This is a genomic window from Piscinibacter sp. HJYY11 (assembly GCF_016735515.1).
GTDB lineage: Bacteria > Pseudomonadota > Gammaproteobacteria > Burkholderiales > Burkholderiaceae_C > Rhizobacter.
On sequence record NZ_JAERQZ010000001.1, the window covers coordinates 3909950 to 3925782 of the forward strand.

A 15833-nucleotide genomic window follows, 5' to 3' on the forward strand; every position below is an offset into this window, starting at 1 on the left:
CATCTTTTGAATGGAAGCAAGGAGAACCAGTGGCGACCGACAGTCTTTTGAAGGTCAGCAACCTGAAGGTTGCTTATGGGGGCATTGAGGCAGTGAAGACAGTCTCGTTCGATGTGCACGCGGGAGAGCTTGTTTGCTTGATCGGTTCAAACGGCGCCGGCAAGTCGACCACGCTCAAAGCATTGACCGGCCTACAACCTGCTCTTCAAGGCGACATCGAATTTCTTGGGCAAAGCACAAGGGGCCAAGCTTCTTGGGACTTGGCGCGAAAAGGCCTGGTCATGGTGCCCGAAGGCCGCGGGACCTTCACTCGCATGACCGTAAGCGAGAACCTCATGATGGGCGCATTTACCAGGGACGATGTCGCAGGCATCAAAGCAGACATCGAAAAGGTCTATGGCCTCTTCCCGAAGCTAGCTGCCCGGCGGGATCAGCTAGCCGGGACCATGAGCGGCGGTGAACAGCAAATGCTCGCGATGGGTCGCGCACTGATGGCACAACCGCGACTGCTTCTGCTGGACGAGCCTTCTATGGGCTTGTCGCCCGTGATGGTTGACATGATCTTTCACTTGATCGAACGCGTTCACCGTGACGGCGTGACGGTGCTGCTCGTGGAACAGAACGCGGGCCGCGCACTCGAGATGGCGGATCGCGGCTATGTGATGGAGTCAGGCGAGATCACGTTACAAGGGTCCGCAAAGACGCTTGCGTCGGATGAGCGTGTTAGAGCCGCGTATTTGGGGTGTTAGGGATAGGCAGGGCAGGTATCAATCGCGATCGGTGAGTGGCGCAAGCCTGCGCGCCATGTTGTGACTTCACCGGCTTCTTTTATTGCATCAGGAGAGAGTTCATGAATCGTTGTGTAAGCAAGATTGCAATCGGGGCAGCCACGCTTTGCTCCGGAGTGGTCGGAGCTCAAGAGATTGTCAAGATTGGCCACGTCGCCCCAACGAGTGGCGCAATTGCCCATCTGGGCAAGGACAACGAATACGGGGCCCGTATGGCGATTGAAGAGCTCAACGCCAAAGGGATAAGCATTGGCGGCAAGGCAGTCAAGTTCGAGCTCATGGCCGAAGACGATGCCGGAGATCCCAAACAGGGTACCGCAGCGGCGCAGAAGCTCGTCGACTCCAAGGTAAGTGGTGTCGTGGGGCACCTCAATTCGGGCACCTCTATTCCGGCTTCGAAGGTGTACAGCGACGCCGGCATTCCGCAGATCTCACCTTCCGCAACCAACCCAAAGTACACGCGCCAGGGGTTTAAGACGACTTTCCGCGTTGTGGCTGATGACGTGCATCTCGGCGGAACGCTTGGTCGCTATGCGGTAAAGGATCTAAACGGGAAGTCGATCGCTGTAATCGACGACCGAACTGCCTATGGCCAGGGCGTGGCGGAGGAGTTCGAGAAGGCCGTCGTTGCTGCGGGAGGCAAGATTTCCGCGCGCCAATTCACTACGGACAAGGCCACCGACTTCTCGGCCATCCTCACCGCCATCCGCTCCTCCAAGCCGGATGTCGTGTTCTATGGCGGCATGGACGCCGTCGCGGGTCCGATGATTCGTCAAGCAAAGCAACTTGGTATCAAGGCCAAGTTTGTCGGCGGTGATGGAATTTGCTCGGGGGAGCTGCCGAAGCTGGCAGGCGGTGCTATGGCCGATGGCCAGGTGGTGTGCGCAGAGGCGGGCGGTGTGGAAGGTCAGCAAAAACAAGGCCTGGAGGCATTCAAGGCGCGCTTCAAAGCGAAGTTCAATACCGATGTGCAGGTCTATGCGCCTTATGTGTACGACTCAATCAACGTGATGGTCGCGGCCATGGTGAAGGCCGGCTCCAGCGACCCTGCTAAGTACCTTCCTGAGCTGGCCAAGACCAGCGATTTCAAGGGTGTGACGGGGACGATTTCTTTTGACGCCAAGGGCGACGTCAAGAACGGTGCGTTGACGCTCTACACCTACAAAGGCGGAAAGCGTGAAGCTATCGCAGTGGTGCGCTAAACGGCGGCCCTCCCAACTTTCGAACATCTGAATCATGGAAAACAAGCTCCTTTTGGTATGTGTGGTGAGTGGCCTGGCGACTTTGTCTTCGGGCACGTTGGCGCAAAGTTCTGTCTCGGTCTACGGTCGTCTTAACGTGACGGTTGAGAGCCAGAAGAATGGCGCTAATGATGCGGTGTGGGTTGAACAAAACAACTCGTCTCGCATCGGTTTTAAAGGCACAGAAGACCTTGGCGGAGGGCTGCGTGCTGGCTTCCAGATTGAACATGGCTTTTCCCCGGACACCGGGGTTGCCGCTGGCACTTTCTGGGGTCGCCAGAGTGAAGTTAACCTCGGCGGGAGCTTCGGCTTGCTGCGTGTGGGCAATTTCACAAGTGAGGCCTACTTCGCCACGGCTGACTACATCAGCAACCACAACCACGACACCGGCACCTCGGCCGATGCCCTCTACGCGTACCTGGGACGCAGCGGAAACAAGCTGGCCTACCGTCTGCCAAGCGTCGTGCAAAACCTGAGCATTGAAGGGTCGGTGTCACTCACCGAAGGTGCGGCGAACGCAAAACGTCACTATGACGTCGCAGTGAACCACACGCTGGGTGGCCTCCAGCTCGGGCTGGGATATGAGAGCGCAGGTAGCGTTGGCGCCACGCAATCTCAGATTGCGGTCCGCGGTGCATACACGGCGGGACCGGTGACAGTCGGCGCGTATGTCCAGCGTGACAAGAACTATCTAGCGGTTGGTAGCCGCAACAACGTTCGCGTTTCGGGGATGTACGTTCTGGGAAGCAACGAGTTCCATCTCAACTTCGGCATTGCCGGCGACACCGGGTCACTGGAAGACAGCGGCGCACGGCAGCTGACCGTCGGGTTCAACCACAACCTAAGCAAGCGAACGAAGGCTTACGCGTTCTATACCCGCAAAGACGACGATGGCGCCGGGCTGTACGGAGACTTCAAGTCGCTCGCCATCGGGTTGCGGCACAACTTCTAGCGCGCACTGTGGCCGGGTACGTTGTGGCACCCTGGGAGTCTAGGCACTAAGAGTGCATATCGATCATTGCGGCGTGAGGTCTTTGGAACTCGTTGGTGTGTTTCTCGACCTCGAACTCGTCACGCCTCTGAACTTGGCGAGACGAGTCCTTTGGGGCGCCTTTGGGCGCCCCACTTTTTTTGTTGCAGTGACTCCATCACTTTCTTCCAAGCATCGGAAACAAGCCCGATTCGAACCTTGGAGTCAGGAGGCGCATCCATCCACAAACTGCCCGTGATCGGGGAGCAGTTGCTCCATGCATTGCTCACCATCCAAGGCACCGTCAAGGACACGGAAAAAGCCGGCGAAAACCTACTGAAGCTGATTTTTTCTTGTATAGGCTCTGAGGTTTGCTGCGGTATGTCGATCGTTGCCGTCCGCCAATCCCGCGATTCAAGCTAGAGCGCTGATCGTCATTAGCGATCGCACGACAGGCAGAGATCTCGACTCAGTGTTGAGCGTTGGGACGCAAATCAAACCGGAATTTTGGATACGGCCTTGATTTCCCGGAGCGCGAGGCTTGACTGAATTGTTGCTAGGCCAGGTTGCTTGCGCAGCACCTCCTCCACGAAGCGCCCATAGCTTTCTAGGTCTGCAGCTAGCACTGTCAGTGCGAAGTCCGCCTCACCGGTGACCTTGTGGCAACTCAGAACCTCGGGCAAACGCTGAACCAGTTCTTCAAAGCGATCCGCTGCTTTGCCGGCATGGTCACTGAATCGAACTTGAGCAAATGCCAGGACACCAAAGCCGAGCTTGCGACGGTCGAGGTTCGCCTGATAGCCCTTGATGAAGCCTTGATCTTCTAGCCGCTTGCGCCTACGCCAGCACGGCGTGACTGTCATGGAGAGCCTTTCTCCGAGCGCAGCATTCGACAGCGTCGCGTCGTCTTGCAAGAGACGCAACAACTGACGATCGGCTTTGTCCAAATCGGTGACAGCTACTTCTTTGCTCATGTTCACGTTTCCTGAGGCATTCGTTTCAAGAATCTGCGCTTTAGTGCGAACAATAGCAAAGTAAGCGCTGCAGACCGAGGGCAAGATGGTGCACCTACCAACACACTCCTAATGTTCGAGATGTTGACTGTCTTCAGCACGAACCACCGCCTGCACCATGGGGTTGAACTCAAGGACGGGGCGATAAAGCTTTCCTTTGAAGAGCCTCTGCGTGCCGACACTGTTCTTGATCGAGTTCGAAGTGCCGGACTTGGTGATGTCACTGCGGAGCATGCGTACGAGCGATCCTGCTACGTTGCGGCGCATAGCGAGCGCTACGTTCGATTCCTTGAAACCGCGTGGGACCAGTGGTCCGCAACAGGTAGGTCGCATGACGCGCTTCCTTTGGTCTGGCCTGTCAATGGACTTCCATCTGATGAAGAGCCCGATCACATAGATGGAAAGCTCGGCTTTTTCGCAATGGACGCCGGCGCACCAATCGGCGTGCACACTTGGCATGCAGTTAGCAGTAGCGCCAACGTCGCACTTACCGGCATAGACGCAGTTCTTAACGGCGCGACGAGCGCGTTCGCGCTATGCCGCCCTCCTGGGCATCACGCCGCGCGTGAATACGCCGGCGGATATTGCTATCTGAATAACGCGGCAATCGCTGCAGAAAGATGCGTCAGCCGAGGCGCTCGCCGCGTCGCAATTCTGGATGTCGACTTCCATCACGGCAACGGTACGCAGGACATCTTCTACCAAAGAGCAGATGTTCTCTTTGCGTCAATCCACGGCGATCCCAAGGTCTCCTATCCGTTCTTTGCCGGCTCATCGGACGAGCTTGGATCCGGGCCTGGGTACGGCTTCACGGTCAACTACCCCATGCCTTGGGGGACCGACTGGAATCACTACCAAATTGCGCTGGACAGCGCGATTGATCGTATTGCCCGCCATCGGCCCGACGTGCTCATCGTTTCGTTGGGGGTCGACACTTTCAAAGACGATCCCATCAGCCATTTTCAGTTGACCACTGATGACTATCTCCTGATGGGAAAGCGCATCGCTCGTGCTCGCGTGCCCACCCTGTTCGTGATGGAGGGAGGCTACATGGTCGACGAGATAGGGCTGAACGCCGTCAACGTCCTTCTCGGCTTCGAGGCCGACGTTTGACTCCTAGCCTGAGGCGCATGCACCCACGAGGCATGCATGCAACTGAACGCACAAAATATGACCCGATTCATTGATGTTCCTACGATGTCACGCTTAGTCGAGGACACCGGCGTAGCCCAGTTCATTGGAAATCTTGCCGAGGCAATTCAGGAAGATTTCATTCGGTGGCACGACTTCGACAAATCCGCGCGGGTTGCGAATCACTCCGACATCGGAGTTATTGAACTGATGCCCGTCTCTGATGCCGAGCGCTACTCATTCAAGTACGTCAACGGACACCCAAGCAATACTGCGCGAGGGCTCTATACCGTTATGGCCTTCGGCGTACTGGCCGAGGTGGATACAGGCTTTCCAGTCCTATTGTCCGAACTGACGGTTGCTACGGCGCTGCGCACTTGTGCAACTTCCTTGATGGCGGCGCGTGTCTTGGCCAAGCCAGGTGCTCGTCGCATGGCGCTTATCGGCAATGGTGCTCAAAGTGAATTTCAGGCAGTGGCGTTTCACAGCCACCTCGGAATTCAGGAGATCGTCGCGTACGACGTGGATCAACACGCTACTGAGAAGCTGATCCGAAATCTGTCCGAGTTTCCATCGTTGAAGGTGACACGTGCGTCATGTACCGCTGAAGCGGTACGCGGCGCAGACATCGTCACCACCGTCACAGCTGACAAGACTTACGCCACCATTCTGACGCCCGACATGATCGAGCCAGGCATGCACATCAACGCCGTAGGCGGTGACTGCCCAGGAAAGACGGAGCTCCACGCCGATGTCCTTAGACAGGCTCGCGTCTTCGTCGAATACGAGCCACAAACTCGCGTTGAAGGTGATATCCAGCAATTGCCCGCTGATTTTCCAGTCGTTGACCTGTGGCGCGTTTTGGCCGGGACTGAGGGTGGGCGTCAGAACGCTGATCAGGTAACGATCTTCGATTCCGTAGGATTCGCGCTGGAGGACTACTCGACTCTTCGATACGTGCATTCCGAGGCCACTCGCCGCAACCTTGGTGTGGATGTTGAGCTTGTCCCATGGGCAGACGACCCCAAGGATCTCTTTCGGTACACGCGATTCGGCCGCTCCCGCGCGGCGCTCCGGAGAGCCGCATGAGAGCCGGCGTATCGGACAGCAAAAGTGTCTTCTACCTTGGCTGGCTTTGGGTGGACCCACGCCAGGAAAAGAGTAGTTGCATAGCTCTCTTCGCTTTGCACATTGGTCGCAGCCGCGAAGGCGGTGAAAGGCGGTCACTCGGCGAACAACTCCCGGGCGCTTTAGCTCACCGTTAGTTCGACCCGCTGCTGAAATGCCTCTCGGGCAAGTTGTGGAGGCGTCGAATCACTGCTTTTTGGGTATCGGCTACCTGCGCTGCGAGCGGCGATGCATTCGTACCGCCGATCCCTTCAGGAGAGGATGCGGCAATGACTGGGCCGGCTTTGAGGCAAAAGATGTTGGACATGTGCTCGAGGTTGCAGATATCACTCGAAGTGCCGGTGGTGTCTGAACTGGGCGCGCCTCTGGAAGTGACCGTAGCTCTGCGCAATTCAAGTGCAAGCCCGGTGTTGATCGATGATCCCTCGCATTCGTTTGTCGTTGCAGTGCATCTTGTTGACCAAGCGACGCTTGAAGACTACACCTTCAAATTGGGCAGCCTCAGTGCAATGCAGTTCCATGGGTCTGGCCAAGTTGCGCTGAAAGAGCCCGTGCCGCATAAGGTGGCAATCGCTGCAGAGAGCGGGATCAGAGTCACCGTTGATGCAACTCAGCGCCTCTTCCTGAAGCCCGGACATTACCAGGCATATGCAAGTTGCAGTCACATCGAGTCACATCGCGTGCACTTACAGGTTCTGCTAACGAGGCGTTCGGTCAATGTGCTTCTAGTGATTGCGCAGAACGTCAACAGCTCATACAGCCGGCGCGAATGGGCCATAGATCGATTGGCTCAAATCTATTCCAGTTTCGTTGAGGCGAGCTTGCCGGCGCCTGAGGCCGCCGCTGACGTACAGCACCAGCAAGAGGAAGCGAACAAGGCGGTTTTCGCGGAGTTCACCAAATGGTGGAGCGGACAATTGGCCATGCCTGACCTTGATGAGCGGCTTCGAATTTGCGCTAAGCCAGACAATGCGTTCTATCCGCTTCCCGCAGAGTCTCGTGTTTCCGCAGCTCCATGCGGCATTGCAAATCGAAATGAAAACGAAGCTTAATCGAATGCCTGTTCAACCTGGTCGGTAGCCCGTCGCCTGAGCAGCTGGAGAAGGAGCAACCCGGGTATCACCGTGTATTCAGGCAGATCGGACCTGCGCGAAGCGCTCGAGTGCTTGCAATCTTCAGTTGCCGCACCGAGCGAGCCAGCTCCAGAAGTCGGAGCATCACCGGCAGCTGTCGCGCATGCGGTGTGTGTACTCTCAACCGCCGGACCGGCAAAGACGTGCGTGCTCCTTTTAGCTGGCGCCGCTGCACGTACTGCTGCAGTAGTTCACCCTAAATCGCACTTCTTGAGGCAGCGACACAATTGGATCGTTCCCAGCGTTAAGAGCGGCAGGTCAGAAAGCTTTCGCTCCAAAGATCTCAAGGGCTCGTTTCGTGTTCGAGCGGTCGAAACGGGTTTTGACGGCGCCTTCGGGTGCCTCCCTTTTTCTTTTTTCAGCGCGGCGGAATCCGACTCGGTTGCAGTCGTTCTGTCAAACGTCCGAAGCTCGAACATCGAGTGAACCGGCGGGGTAACGGCGGTGCTTTGTATCGGCATCTTCGTGCCGTTGTGGTCGGTCATCTCATTCTTTGGATCCTTCGAAGATTCGTGCTTGCTGCTTGCCGTGTAGATTTGAGGACGAATCAGCCGGTGATGCGGGGGTGGACTCTTTGGAGAAGGTGCACTCCAATGTGGGCGCCGTAACGTTCCGCCAGCAAAGATTCATGGGCAGATGAGCACATTGACGGCGAACGACTTTTTATGCGTCGGGTGGATAACGTCGCTTTACAAAGCGACATGTAGGCCGCCTACTTCTCGTTAGGCCGCACAGAAGGTAAGCCGCGACCAGACCATCCGAGCCAAGTCATGCAGATCGAGCACAAGACAACCGTACTTGCTCCGCCAAGCGTCCTGTTCCACATCTACGAGGATGTCTCCAATTGGCACGTCTGGGATCCAGACACCAAACGCGCATTCCTGGATGGTCCGCTCCAGGTCGGTGCCAGAGGGAAGCTCACTCCGACCAAAGGCAATACGGTTCCGATGCGGGTCACTGAGGTCACCCGTGATCGATCATTCACCGTCGAGTCAAAGATTCCACTGTTTCGCATGCTCTTCGAGCACGAGCTCACGCCTACAAACGGCGGAACTGAGGTCGTTCACAGGGTCACCCTCTCGGGGCCTCTCCTGATTATCCTCGGCCGCATGCTCGGCAAGCAGATAGATTCAGGTCTGCCCGTCACCCTGAAGAAACTCAAGCAGTTGGCCGAGGCGCGCAGTGCGGCCTAACCCTTCCATCGAGAGGACGTCGTCCGGCAAGCCGGGCGCCGCCTCTCATGTCAAACGTTAGGCGCCTCAAGAGCTATGACTACACCTGAATCCATCCACCGCCTGTTGACAGTGGCCACCTCACTCATCGATCAAGCGGCAGGCGAGATTCGCGATTCGAAGCTTGAACCGGTGCGCGAGAACATTGAGCACATCGGGAGAGCTATCGCCGAATTGTTCGAGATCCAACAACAGATCTATCGGCTGCAGCCGGATCTGATGCCGGACTACCTAAAACAACCATCCGAGTATTCGGAGGCGAATCGACTGCTCACTGAGTACATGTACAACGCATCCGAGTTCGAGATTGCCGGAAACCACGAACGAGCCATCCAAACACTCCAGGAATTTTTGGGCCTCGAATCCTCCGAGTTGCACAGAAATATCGCCGAAGGCGAGATAAAAAGGCTTCAGGGTGCAGCAGGCGCCTAACCCTTCCATCGAGAGGACGTCGCCCGGCAAGCCGGGCGCCGCCTCTCATGTCAAACGTTAGGCATCATGGAAAGCAACTCCTCAGGCCCAACGTCTGAGCATCTTGCGCGCCACTTTCTCTAGTTCAGTATCGACATGAATAGACTGTCTGCCTACGGCGCTTTCGCCGCCCTTCTTTGCTATGCGCACCTCGCAAACGGGCAACTTCTCAAGTACGAAAGCGAGGCAGAAGTTCATGGAGCAGCTGCTGTATCTCCTGAAACCATACGACAGATCCTGAAGAAGCTTCAAACCGCTTGCGCGCCATACCAAGACCCAAACCGACTAACTTTGGAGGTCGCAGTAGCTGAATGGGAGTTGCGTCATCGTGACTTTCTGAAAGAGAACGAGCGCATCAAACAGGAGTTTCTGGATGTGGCAAATGACTCTACAACCACTCCAGAGACGAAGCGCAAGCTCCTATACATCTTCGAAGTGATCGCACCGACCGCAGTCGAAGTTCAGTCCAACGCACTCATTTCGCCTCTCACGCTACTTCCTGATGCGAAGTCAAAGATATCCATCTGCTCAAGCTACGCGATAGCAATTTCAGAAGGAAAGTTCAATCTCGAGAGAAATGATCCTGTCGTCGCAAAATACTTGAAGCAGCGGATTGCAGACAACACAGATAAGACTCTTGGGAAGACGACGTCCGGTCTTTCCATCGCTCCAGATTTAGCGGCGGCCGATAAGGAACTCATAGGGTGCTGGCAGGCACAGCGCGTTGTACGGCTCCTCAGTGACGGCCGAAAAGCTACCAATGACACGAACTACTGCACGATGAGCATTCAAGATGCTCAAATCCGCACCCGCTGCACCGGCCCCGGACCTGGCGCGGTGATTGAGTACTCGTACAAGATCACCAAGCCTGGCGTTTATCAAGCAACGATGACCTCAAATAGCGGAACGCAGCAAGGTATTGGTACGACCCGCGAGTACATCTATCGGATAGATGGGGATAGTCTCCACATCGAAACGTATCTCCAAGCAGCGCAGCCACCCGTCGCCACTCTCGCTGTCAAGGTCGAATCGGTGTCAAGGAAGGTTCCTTGCCAGGATAAATAGACAGGCGTCGGTGCCGAATGACGCCTAACCCTTCCATCGAGAGGACTCGCCCCGGCAAGCCGGGTCGAGCCTCTCATGTCAAACGTTAGGCGTCAGAAGGAAACTGCTTTAAGCAGACGGCCATGAGCGGAGTAGGCCGGACAAATTTTGAAGAGGAGCGGGCCGTCTCATGGAAGATGCTGAAGAAACTCCGGCAGAGATGTTCCAGCGCAAGCTGAAGGTTTCGTCTGCCCTTTCCAACAAGCTCGTCTCAGGTGGCTTGAGAACGATTGAAGAAGTCGCCTACTTCCCGTTGTCAGAGTTTCAAGAGATCAGTGGTCTGTCTAGTACTGAGGCTGGGGACTTGCGCTATATCGCGAAGGCATACTTGCTGAACGAGACGCTCGACAAAGATCCGGACTTTTGGTGAAACCCCGAGGTACATGAAGCGCAAACTAGCTTCTCACCCGCCAAGGAGGTAGTCGCAGTGGTGGCCAGCCTCCTGTACATCATTCCTCGTGCGTGACGCCTAACCCTTCCATCGAAGGACGTCACCCGGCAAGCCGGGTGCCGCCTCTCATGTCAAACGTTAGGCGTCCGGGTGCGCCAGGCGCCGGAACTCTTTCGGAGGTCTCAACCAAATGCTTTGTCAAACGTGCAACAAAAAAGAGGCTCTAGTTCACATATCCGGCGCCTCAGGATCAACTGAGAGTTTTTGTCGAGCCTGTGCAGACGCCTACTACATCGGCAATGGTATGAACTCCGCTCGCAACCTAATCCAACTCTCAAACTTTTATCGCGCGAAGCTGTATGACGAGCTAGAACTCAAGCATCCCGAAGCGTTCGACAACAGTGACGACGAAGCGTGCATCCGAGGCACCGAAGTAATGTGCCGCTTTCTAAAAGAACGTCTTACGGAAGACAACATTGAACTCAACGAAGACGGCTTCGATATGTTGTGCCAAGACTTTTTCGGCTCACATCTCTTCTATGAACGCGCCGACAAGTTGAAAGCAAAGGGTACTGGTGACAAAGCCGAAGACTCTCTTTGAAGCAGGCGCCTAACCCTTCTATCGAGAGGACATGCCCCGGCAAGCCGGGGCATGCCTCTCATGTCAAACGTTAGGCATCGCCGAATGTAGGCTCTTGTTGGAGATGTCGATGAATGCATACTCGTCAGACGTTGTTTCCAAGTACCGCTTCCGCGGCCTCTTTGGCGGCCTTTTCGTTGGAGGGCTTGTCGGCGCTCTCATTGCTGGGCAGTTCATTACAACCTGGGCCGCGTCAGCAACCCACTACTTCGGAGCCGTAATCGCTTCCGCAGTGGCGTGCGCAATGGTGGGATTCTTCTTCGCTGAGGCATTCGTCGCACGCTTGGCCTCGGAAGACAACGCTGGGACCTTAGACGCATCGCAAGACGAGAAAGCTGGCTCTATCTCTGACGTTGATGACTAGGCTTAATGCCGATCTACTCCCAAGGCAAGACTGCGCGGCCAAGCCAATCACCGCGAAGGAGGAGTCACGGTTGTGCGGAGAAGCGATGCCTAACCCTTCCATCGAGAGGACCCGCCCCGGCAAGCCGGGCCGAGCCTCTCATGTCAAACGTTAGGCCGCACAAAGTGACTCGCGGAGACTTCGAACTGCTGCTAAAGCAATCTTGTCTTGTTGCCAAGGCTGAGGCCATCAGCCGCAGCGGACGAGTCGCCACATTGAAGGAACAAGCGAAGGCGATTGAAGCAGCTCTTATCTCTTCCGGCTTGTACAAAGGCGAAATCGATGAGCGAGCTCTGAACAGATACTCTCTGGGCGAAATCACTCTTGGCAGTCTTGCCCAGCACCTCAGCTCGCGAGCCGCCGCCCCAGAATGAAATACCCTGTACCAACCCAAGCCGCAGCCATGCTCCAAGACTGGTCTATGCCCTTGGCTGAGCGTGCGGGCGTCACTCTCGAAGAGTTCAAGAGATCTCCAGAAACGTATGTGAGCTTTCCACTGTCGTCTGTTCGCGTAGAACTCATGGACGGTTCATTCGTCGAGTTCTGTAACGCTTTTGCTCTCGTAGACGAGGAACTCAGAGCCATCGCCGTCTTTACAGAGCACTGCGGTCACCATGTACTTCCATTCCATGAAGCGAGAGTGTTTCAAGATGGCAAGTTGCTATTCGCGCAAAGTGCGGCCTAACCCTTCCGTCGAGAGGACGTCGCCCGGCAAGCCGGTCGCCGCCTCTCATGTCAAGCGTTAGGCGTCCGATCTCGATTCATGTCAGACACCGAAAAAACCACAGCCCGCGTAGTTCGCGATGGTTTCGAGCGAGCTTGCAAGGCTTTCACTGATCGAATTCAGTCCTTCGGTTTCAATCGATCGAACAAGGCGTTTTGGGTGCAACGCAGCGAGTTCACCGCAAGCTTCATACACGCCCGTCGCGGAGGCATCTCTTACGGCGCCGCGATGAATGCATCCGTCCACATACGGCTCCACCTGGGTATTCGCGTGCTAAACGATCCCTTTGACGCCGTCGCACTAAATGGGCCTCACAGTGCTTCTGGCGGATATGACCTGCCCGCGTCACCCAACTACCATCTTCGCTTCAATGCAAGCACTGGAAGCACCTTTGATCGATGTGTCGGCGACCTCGTCCGCTTCGTTGAACAGCAAGGGTTGCCCTGGTTCTCCACGTTCTCTCAGCCACAGGTCCTACTTGATCATCCAAAGTCTCCGCTAGCAGAAGATGCGAAGAAGTCTTTGCGGGCGGCGCTAGATGGCCAAATCGATCAAGCAAACTATGCCCTGTCCGGAAAGCTTCTCGGGGTCAAGCCAGTCTCGGCTTTGGCCACAGACGCCTAACCCTTCCATCGAGAGGACGCTGTCCGGCAAGCCGGCGAGCGCCTCTCATGTCAAACGTTAGGGAGCAAGAAATCATGCGACTTGCAATCGCTGGCCTTCTCGCACTCCTCCTTGCCTCGGCAGAAGTAGGCGCCGAGGAAATCAAGTATTCGATCTATTCGATCCCGCTGTTTGGCGACAAGCCGAATCTGGTCGCTGGGGGCAAGAAGGTATATCTGCTAACGGAAGTCACTGTCGCCAAAGGGCCTTCTCCGGACGAACAGAACTGGAAGAAGTCGATCGCAGTGACTTCCGGATTTGAACTCGGAGCAAGCATCTATCGAAGTCGTCAAGTCGATGGATTCGGAATGTGGATCCAGAAAGACGGGGGCGGTTTTAGCTGGGAATGGTTTGATCGAGTGGGCCCTGAAACTTTTCGAAAGCGTCAAGGCGCAGGGCTGCTAAAAGTCCGACTGGTACGCGGGGAAGCCTTCGAAGAGGTAGCGGAGATTAACTTCTTAACTGATGTCACGATGCGACTAAACACAAGATGGTTCATTCCGTTCCTTGACAAAGAAACAGACCAAATCGTCATCAAGACGGGTAGCGTGTTTCGCCTTGCTCCCTAACCCTTCCATCGAGAGGACTCGCCCCGGCAAGCCGGGTCGAGCCTCTCATGTCAAACGTTAGGCCGCACTGAGAAGCGTGGATATCCTCATCTGCATTTTGATTGGGCTCGCCGTTGGCTTTGCGCTGGGTCGCGGAAGCCGACCGTTTGCCTTCTCTTTTCAGAACGACGGAGAGGCACGCCTTTCCAGTGAGATTCGGGCGCATTTCGGTGCGCCTGACTATCACTTGATGAATCACGTTACGTTGCAGTTGCGGGACGGCACAACTCAGGTCGATCACATTCTTGTCTCTCGCTTTGGCGTCTTCGTCATAGAAACCAAGAACTACAACGGCTGGATCTTCGCTAACAGCAAGCACGCAAATTGGACTCAAGTTCTATTCAAGCGAAAGTCCCAGTTCCAGAACCCGATCTTCCAAAACCTGCTGCACGTCCGGGTAGTACAAGAGATGCTTGACTTTCTTCCTGCAGACTGCGTCAAGTCAGTCGTGGTCTTCACTGGAGAAGCCGAATTCAAGACAGAAGTTCCTCACGGGGTGGTCTACCTCTCAAAGCTTGTAGATCACATCCGCGAGCAAGATATCGAGGTCATGTCGCAGAATCGAATGCAATTCTGTGTTGGTCGGCTTGAGACCGCACGACTGGCCATCACCAATCAAACCGATGTCGAGCACATTGAGAACTTGCGGCGCAGGCATGGCGGTGCGGTCTAACCCTTCCATCGAGAGGACGCTTTCCGGCCTTCGGCCTCCAAGCGCCTCTCATGTCAAACGTTGGCGTCCGAATCGCATGCCGAAGCGCACCAAGCCATACCTACTTCACGCGTCAATCCGACCAGATGCGGATGTCGACTACGAGTCATACCCGTTCAGCATCCCTGCTGTGCGCGAGATCGCTAACATCGACTTCCATCCAAACGTGACTTTCTTCGTCGGAGAGAACGGTTCGGGCAAATCCACAGTCATGGAAGGCATTGCCATCGCACTCGGCTTCGGAGCTGAAGGCGGCACAAAGAATGTTCGCTTCCAGTCGGCAGGCTCGCTGTCCTCACTTCACGACAGCTTGCGTCTTGCGCGGGGAGTGCCGAAGCCACGTGATGAGTACTTTCTTCGAGCCGAAAGCTTTTTCAATGTTGCAAGCTACATGGATGAAACAGGCTACCTTGAGGGCTACGGCGGGAAGTCACTGCATACGCAATCTCACGGTGAGTCATTCATGGCCGTGCTGCTAAACAAGCTGCGCGGCAACGGTCTCTACCTACTAGATGAACCAGAAGCCGCGCTATCCCCCAGCCGGCAGCTTGCGGCGCTCAGTGCAATCCACCAGCTTGTAGAAGATCACTCGCAATTCATCATTGCAACCCACTCTCCCATTCTGCTTTCCTATCCAAACGCGAAGATCATTCAGTTCGACAAGTCAGGCATCAGCGAAGTTGCCTTTGAAGATACAGAGCACTTCTCTGTCACACGTGACTTTCTCAACAATTATCCAAGGCGCCTTGAGCAGCTACTTCAAGATGACACAGACGCCTAAACCTTCCATCGAGAGGACCCGCCCCGGCAAGCCGGGTGGGGCCTCTCATGTCAATCGTTAGGTTGCACCGGCGCTTCTCGCTATGGAATTTCTAGTCGTCATCATCTTCGTCGCTGCCATCGCGTACTTCGCTTTAAAGCTCAGGCTGCCTACGAAACAGAAGATCTCAAGGGACCATCTGCCCGATGTCTTTGTTGTGATTGACCTGGAAACCACTGGACTCGATGCGAGCAAGCACGAGATCATTGAAATCGCCGCCATCCGCTATCGCAAGGACGGTGGCAAGGAGCACGAGACATATCAGTCTTTGGTCAGGCCGAAGAAGAAGGTGCCAAAGAAGATCACGGAGATCACAGGGATCACTCAAGAAATGATCGAACGTGATGGTCAAGAACTTCACAAAGCGTTAGCCGAATTCAACGAGTTCATTGGCACTCATCGTCTCGTCACCTTTAACGCCGAATTCGACATGGCCTTCTTGACCAGTGCCTGGAAGAAATGTGACCACGCCGTACCACGCAATCAGGTCTCTTGCGCCCTAAAGATGGCTCGTCGGGCTTGGCCGGGCCGCAAGACCTATCGCCTTTCCGACCTTGCGAGTGCAACCTAACCCTTCCATTGAGAGGACGTCACAAGGGCTGCGCCCTTGCGCCGCCTCTGATGTCAAACGTTAGGCGCCGCAAGAGTGCACCTCCGCAGA

General features: G+C 55.7%; 18 protein-coding genes. 16 read left to right on the forward strand and 2 right to left on the reverse strand.

Translation table 11 applies throughout. The features are described from left to right. Window positions 1–29 precede the first annotated feature (29 nt). From JI745_RS18160 to JI745_RS18170, 3 genes are all read left to right on the forward strand, one after another. Window positions 30–749, forward strand: coding sequence for an ABC transporter ATP-binding protein (locus JI745_RS18160; protein ID WP_201810159.1), 720 nt, complete (start codon window positions 30–32; stop codon window positions 747–749). Window positions 750–850: 101 nt separating this feature from the next. Then, window positions 851–1990 carry a branched-chain amino acid ABC transporter substrate-binding protein gene (locus tag JI745_RS18165; RefSeq protein WP_201810161.1) on the forward strand — a complete coding sequence of 380 codons (1140 nt, stop codon included), beginning with the start codon at window positions 851–853 and terminating at the stop codon, window positions 1988–1990. Between the two features lie 34 nt (window positions 1991–2024). After that, on the forward strand, window positions 2025–2981 hold the full coding sequence (locus JI745_RS18170; RefSeq protein WP_201810163.1) for a porin: 957 nt from the start codon (window positions 2025–2027) through the stop codon (window positions 2979–2981). 512 nt (window positions 2982–3493) lie between these two features. Here JI745_RS18170 and JI745_RS18175 read toward each other — a convergent pair. Then, the gene (locus tag JI745_RS18175) at window positions 3494–3973 is read right to left on the reverse strand and encodes an Lrp/AsnC family transcriptional regulator (RefSeq protein ID WP_201810167.1); all 480 of its coding nucleotides are present in this window, start codon (window positions 3971–3973) and stop codon (window positions 3494–3496) included. A gap of 120 nt (window positions 3974–4093) precedes the next feature. Between JI745_RS18175 and JI745_RS18180 the strand changes: the two genes are divergently transcribed. The 3 genes from JI745_RS18180 (at window position 4094) to JI745_RS18190 (ending at window position 7323) form a co-directional block, all read left to right on the forward strand. Next, window positions 4094–5125: a histone deacetylase family protein gene (locus tag JI745_RS18180; RefSeq protein ID WP_201812637.1), complete on the forward strand. Its 1032-nt coding sequence runs from the start codon at window positions 4094–4096 to the stop codon at window positions 5123–5125. Window positions 5126–5182: 57 nt separating this feature from the next. Then, window positions 5183–6232: an ornithine cyclodeaminase gene (locus JI745_RS18185; RefSeq protein ID WP_201812638.1), complete on the forward strand. Its 1050-nt coding sequence runs from the start codon at window positions 5183–5185 to the stop codon at window positions 6230–6232. Window positions 6233–6540: 308 nt separating this feature from the next. Continuing rightward, the gene (locus tag JI745_RS18190) at window positions 6541–7323 is read left to right on the forward strand and encodes a hypothetical protein (protein ID WP_236675038.1); all 783 of its coding nucleotides are present in this window, start codon (window positions 6541–6543) and stop codon (window positions 7321–7323) included. Window positions 7324–7595: 272 nt separating this feature from the next. Here the strand turns inward: JI745_RS18190 and JI745_RS18195 are convergent, their stop codons facing one another. Then, complete coding sequence (locus JI745_RS18195; protein ID WP_201810171.1) at window positions 7596–7889, reverse strand: hypothetical protein; 294 nt, start codon at window positions 7887–7889, stop codon at window positions 7596–7598. A 285-nt stretch (window positions 7890–8174) separates the two neighbouring features. Here JI745_RS18195 and JI745_RS18200 point away from each other — a divergent pair, with 285 nt between their 5' ends. The 10 genes from JI745_RS18200 (at window position 8175) to JI745_RS18245 (ending at window position 15743) form a co-directional block, all read left to right on the forward strand. After that, window positions 8175–8597: an SRPBCC family protein gene (locus JI745_RS18200; protein ID WP_201810172.1), complete on the forward strand. Its 423-nt coding sequence runs from the start codon at window positions 8175–8177 to the stop codon at window positions 8595–8597. Window positions 8598–8672: 75 nt separating this feature from the next. Next, the gene (locus JI745_RS18205; protein ID WP_201810173.1) at window positions 8673–9068 is read left to right on the forward strand and encodes a hypothetical protein; all 396 of its coding nucleotides are present in this window, start codon (window positions 8673–8675) and stop codon (window positions 9066–9068) included. Between the two features lie 135 nt (window positions 9069–9203). Continuing rightward, window positions 9204–10172: a hypothetical protein gene (locus tag JI745_RS18210; RefSeq protein ID WP_201810174.1), complete on the forward strand. Its 969-nt coding sequence runs from the start codon at window positions 9204–9206 to the stop codon at window positions 10170–10172. Between the two features lie 169 nt (window positions 10173–10341). Beyond that, on the forward strand, window positions 10342–10581 hold the full coding sequence (locus JI745_RS18215) for a hypothetical protein (RefSeq protein ID WP_201810175.1): 240 nt from the start codon (window positions 10342–10344) through the stop codon (window positions 10579–10581). Window positions 10582–10906: 325 nt separating this feature from the next. Then, complete coding sequence (locus JI745_RS18220; protein ID WP_201810176.1) at window positions 10907–11203, forward strand: hypothetical protein; 297 nt, start codon at window positions 10907–10909, stop codon at window positions 11201–11203. 1205 nt (window positions 11204–12408) lie between these two features. Further along, window positions 12409–12993 (forward strand): hypothetical protein, encoded by a 585-nt coding sequence (locus tag JI745_RS18225; RefSeq protein ID WP_201810178.1) that lies wholly within the window; start codon window positions 12409–12411, stop codon window positions 12991–12993. A gap of 74 nt (window positions 12994–13067) precedes the next feature. Further along, a complete protein-coding gene (locus JI745_RS18230) occupies window positions 13068–13601 on the forward strand; it encodes a hypothetical protein (RefSeq protein WP_201810181.1) in 534 nt (177 codons plus the stop codon). A 76-nt stretch (window positions 13602–13677) separates the two neighbouring features. Next, window positions 13678–14313: a nuclease-related domain-containing protein gene (locus tag JI745_RS18235; protein WP_201810184.1), complete on the forward strand. Its 636-nt coding sequence runs from the start codon at window positions 13678–13680 to the stop codon at window positions 14311–14313. A gap of 76 nt (window positions 14314–14389) precedes the next feature. Then, the gene (locus tag JI745_RS18240; protein WP_201810187.1) at window positions 14390–15133 is read left to right on the forward strand and encodes an AAA family ATPase; all 744 of its coding nucleotides are present in this window, start codon (window positions 14390–14392) and stop codon (window positions 15131–15133) included. 82 nt (window positions 15134–15215) lie between these two features. Next, on the forward strand, window positions 15216–15743 hold the full coding sequence (locus JI745_RS18245; protein WP_201810189.1) for a PolC-type DNA polymerase III: 528 nt from the start codon (window positions 15216–15218) through the stop codon (window positions 15741–15743). Window positions 15744–15833: the final 90 nt, after the last annotated feature.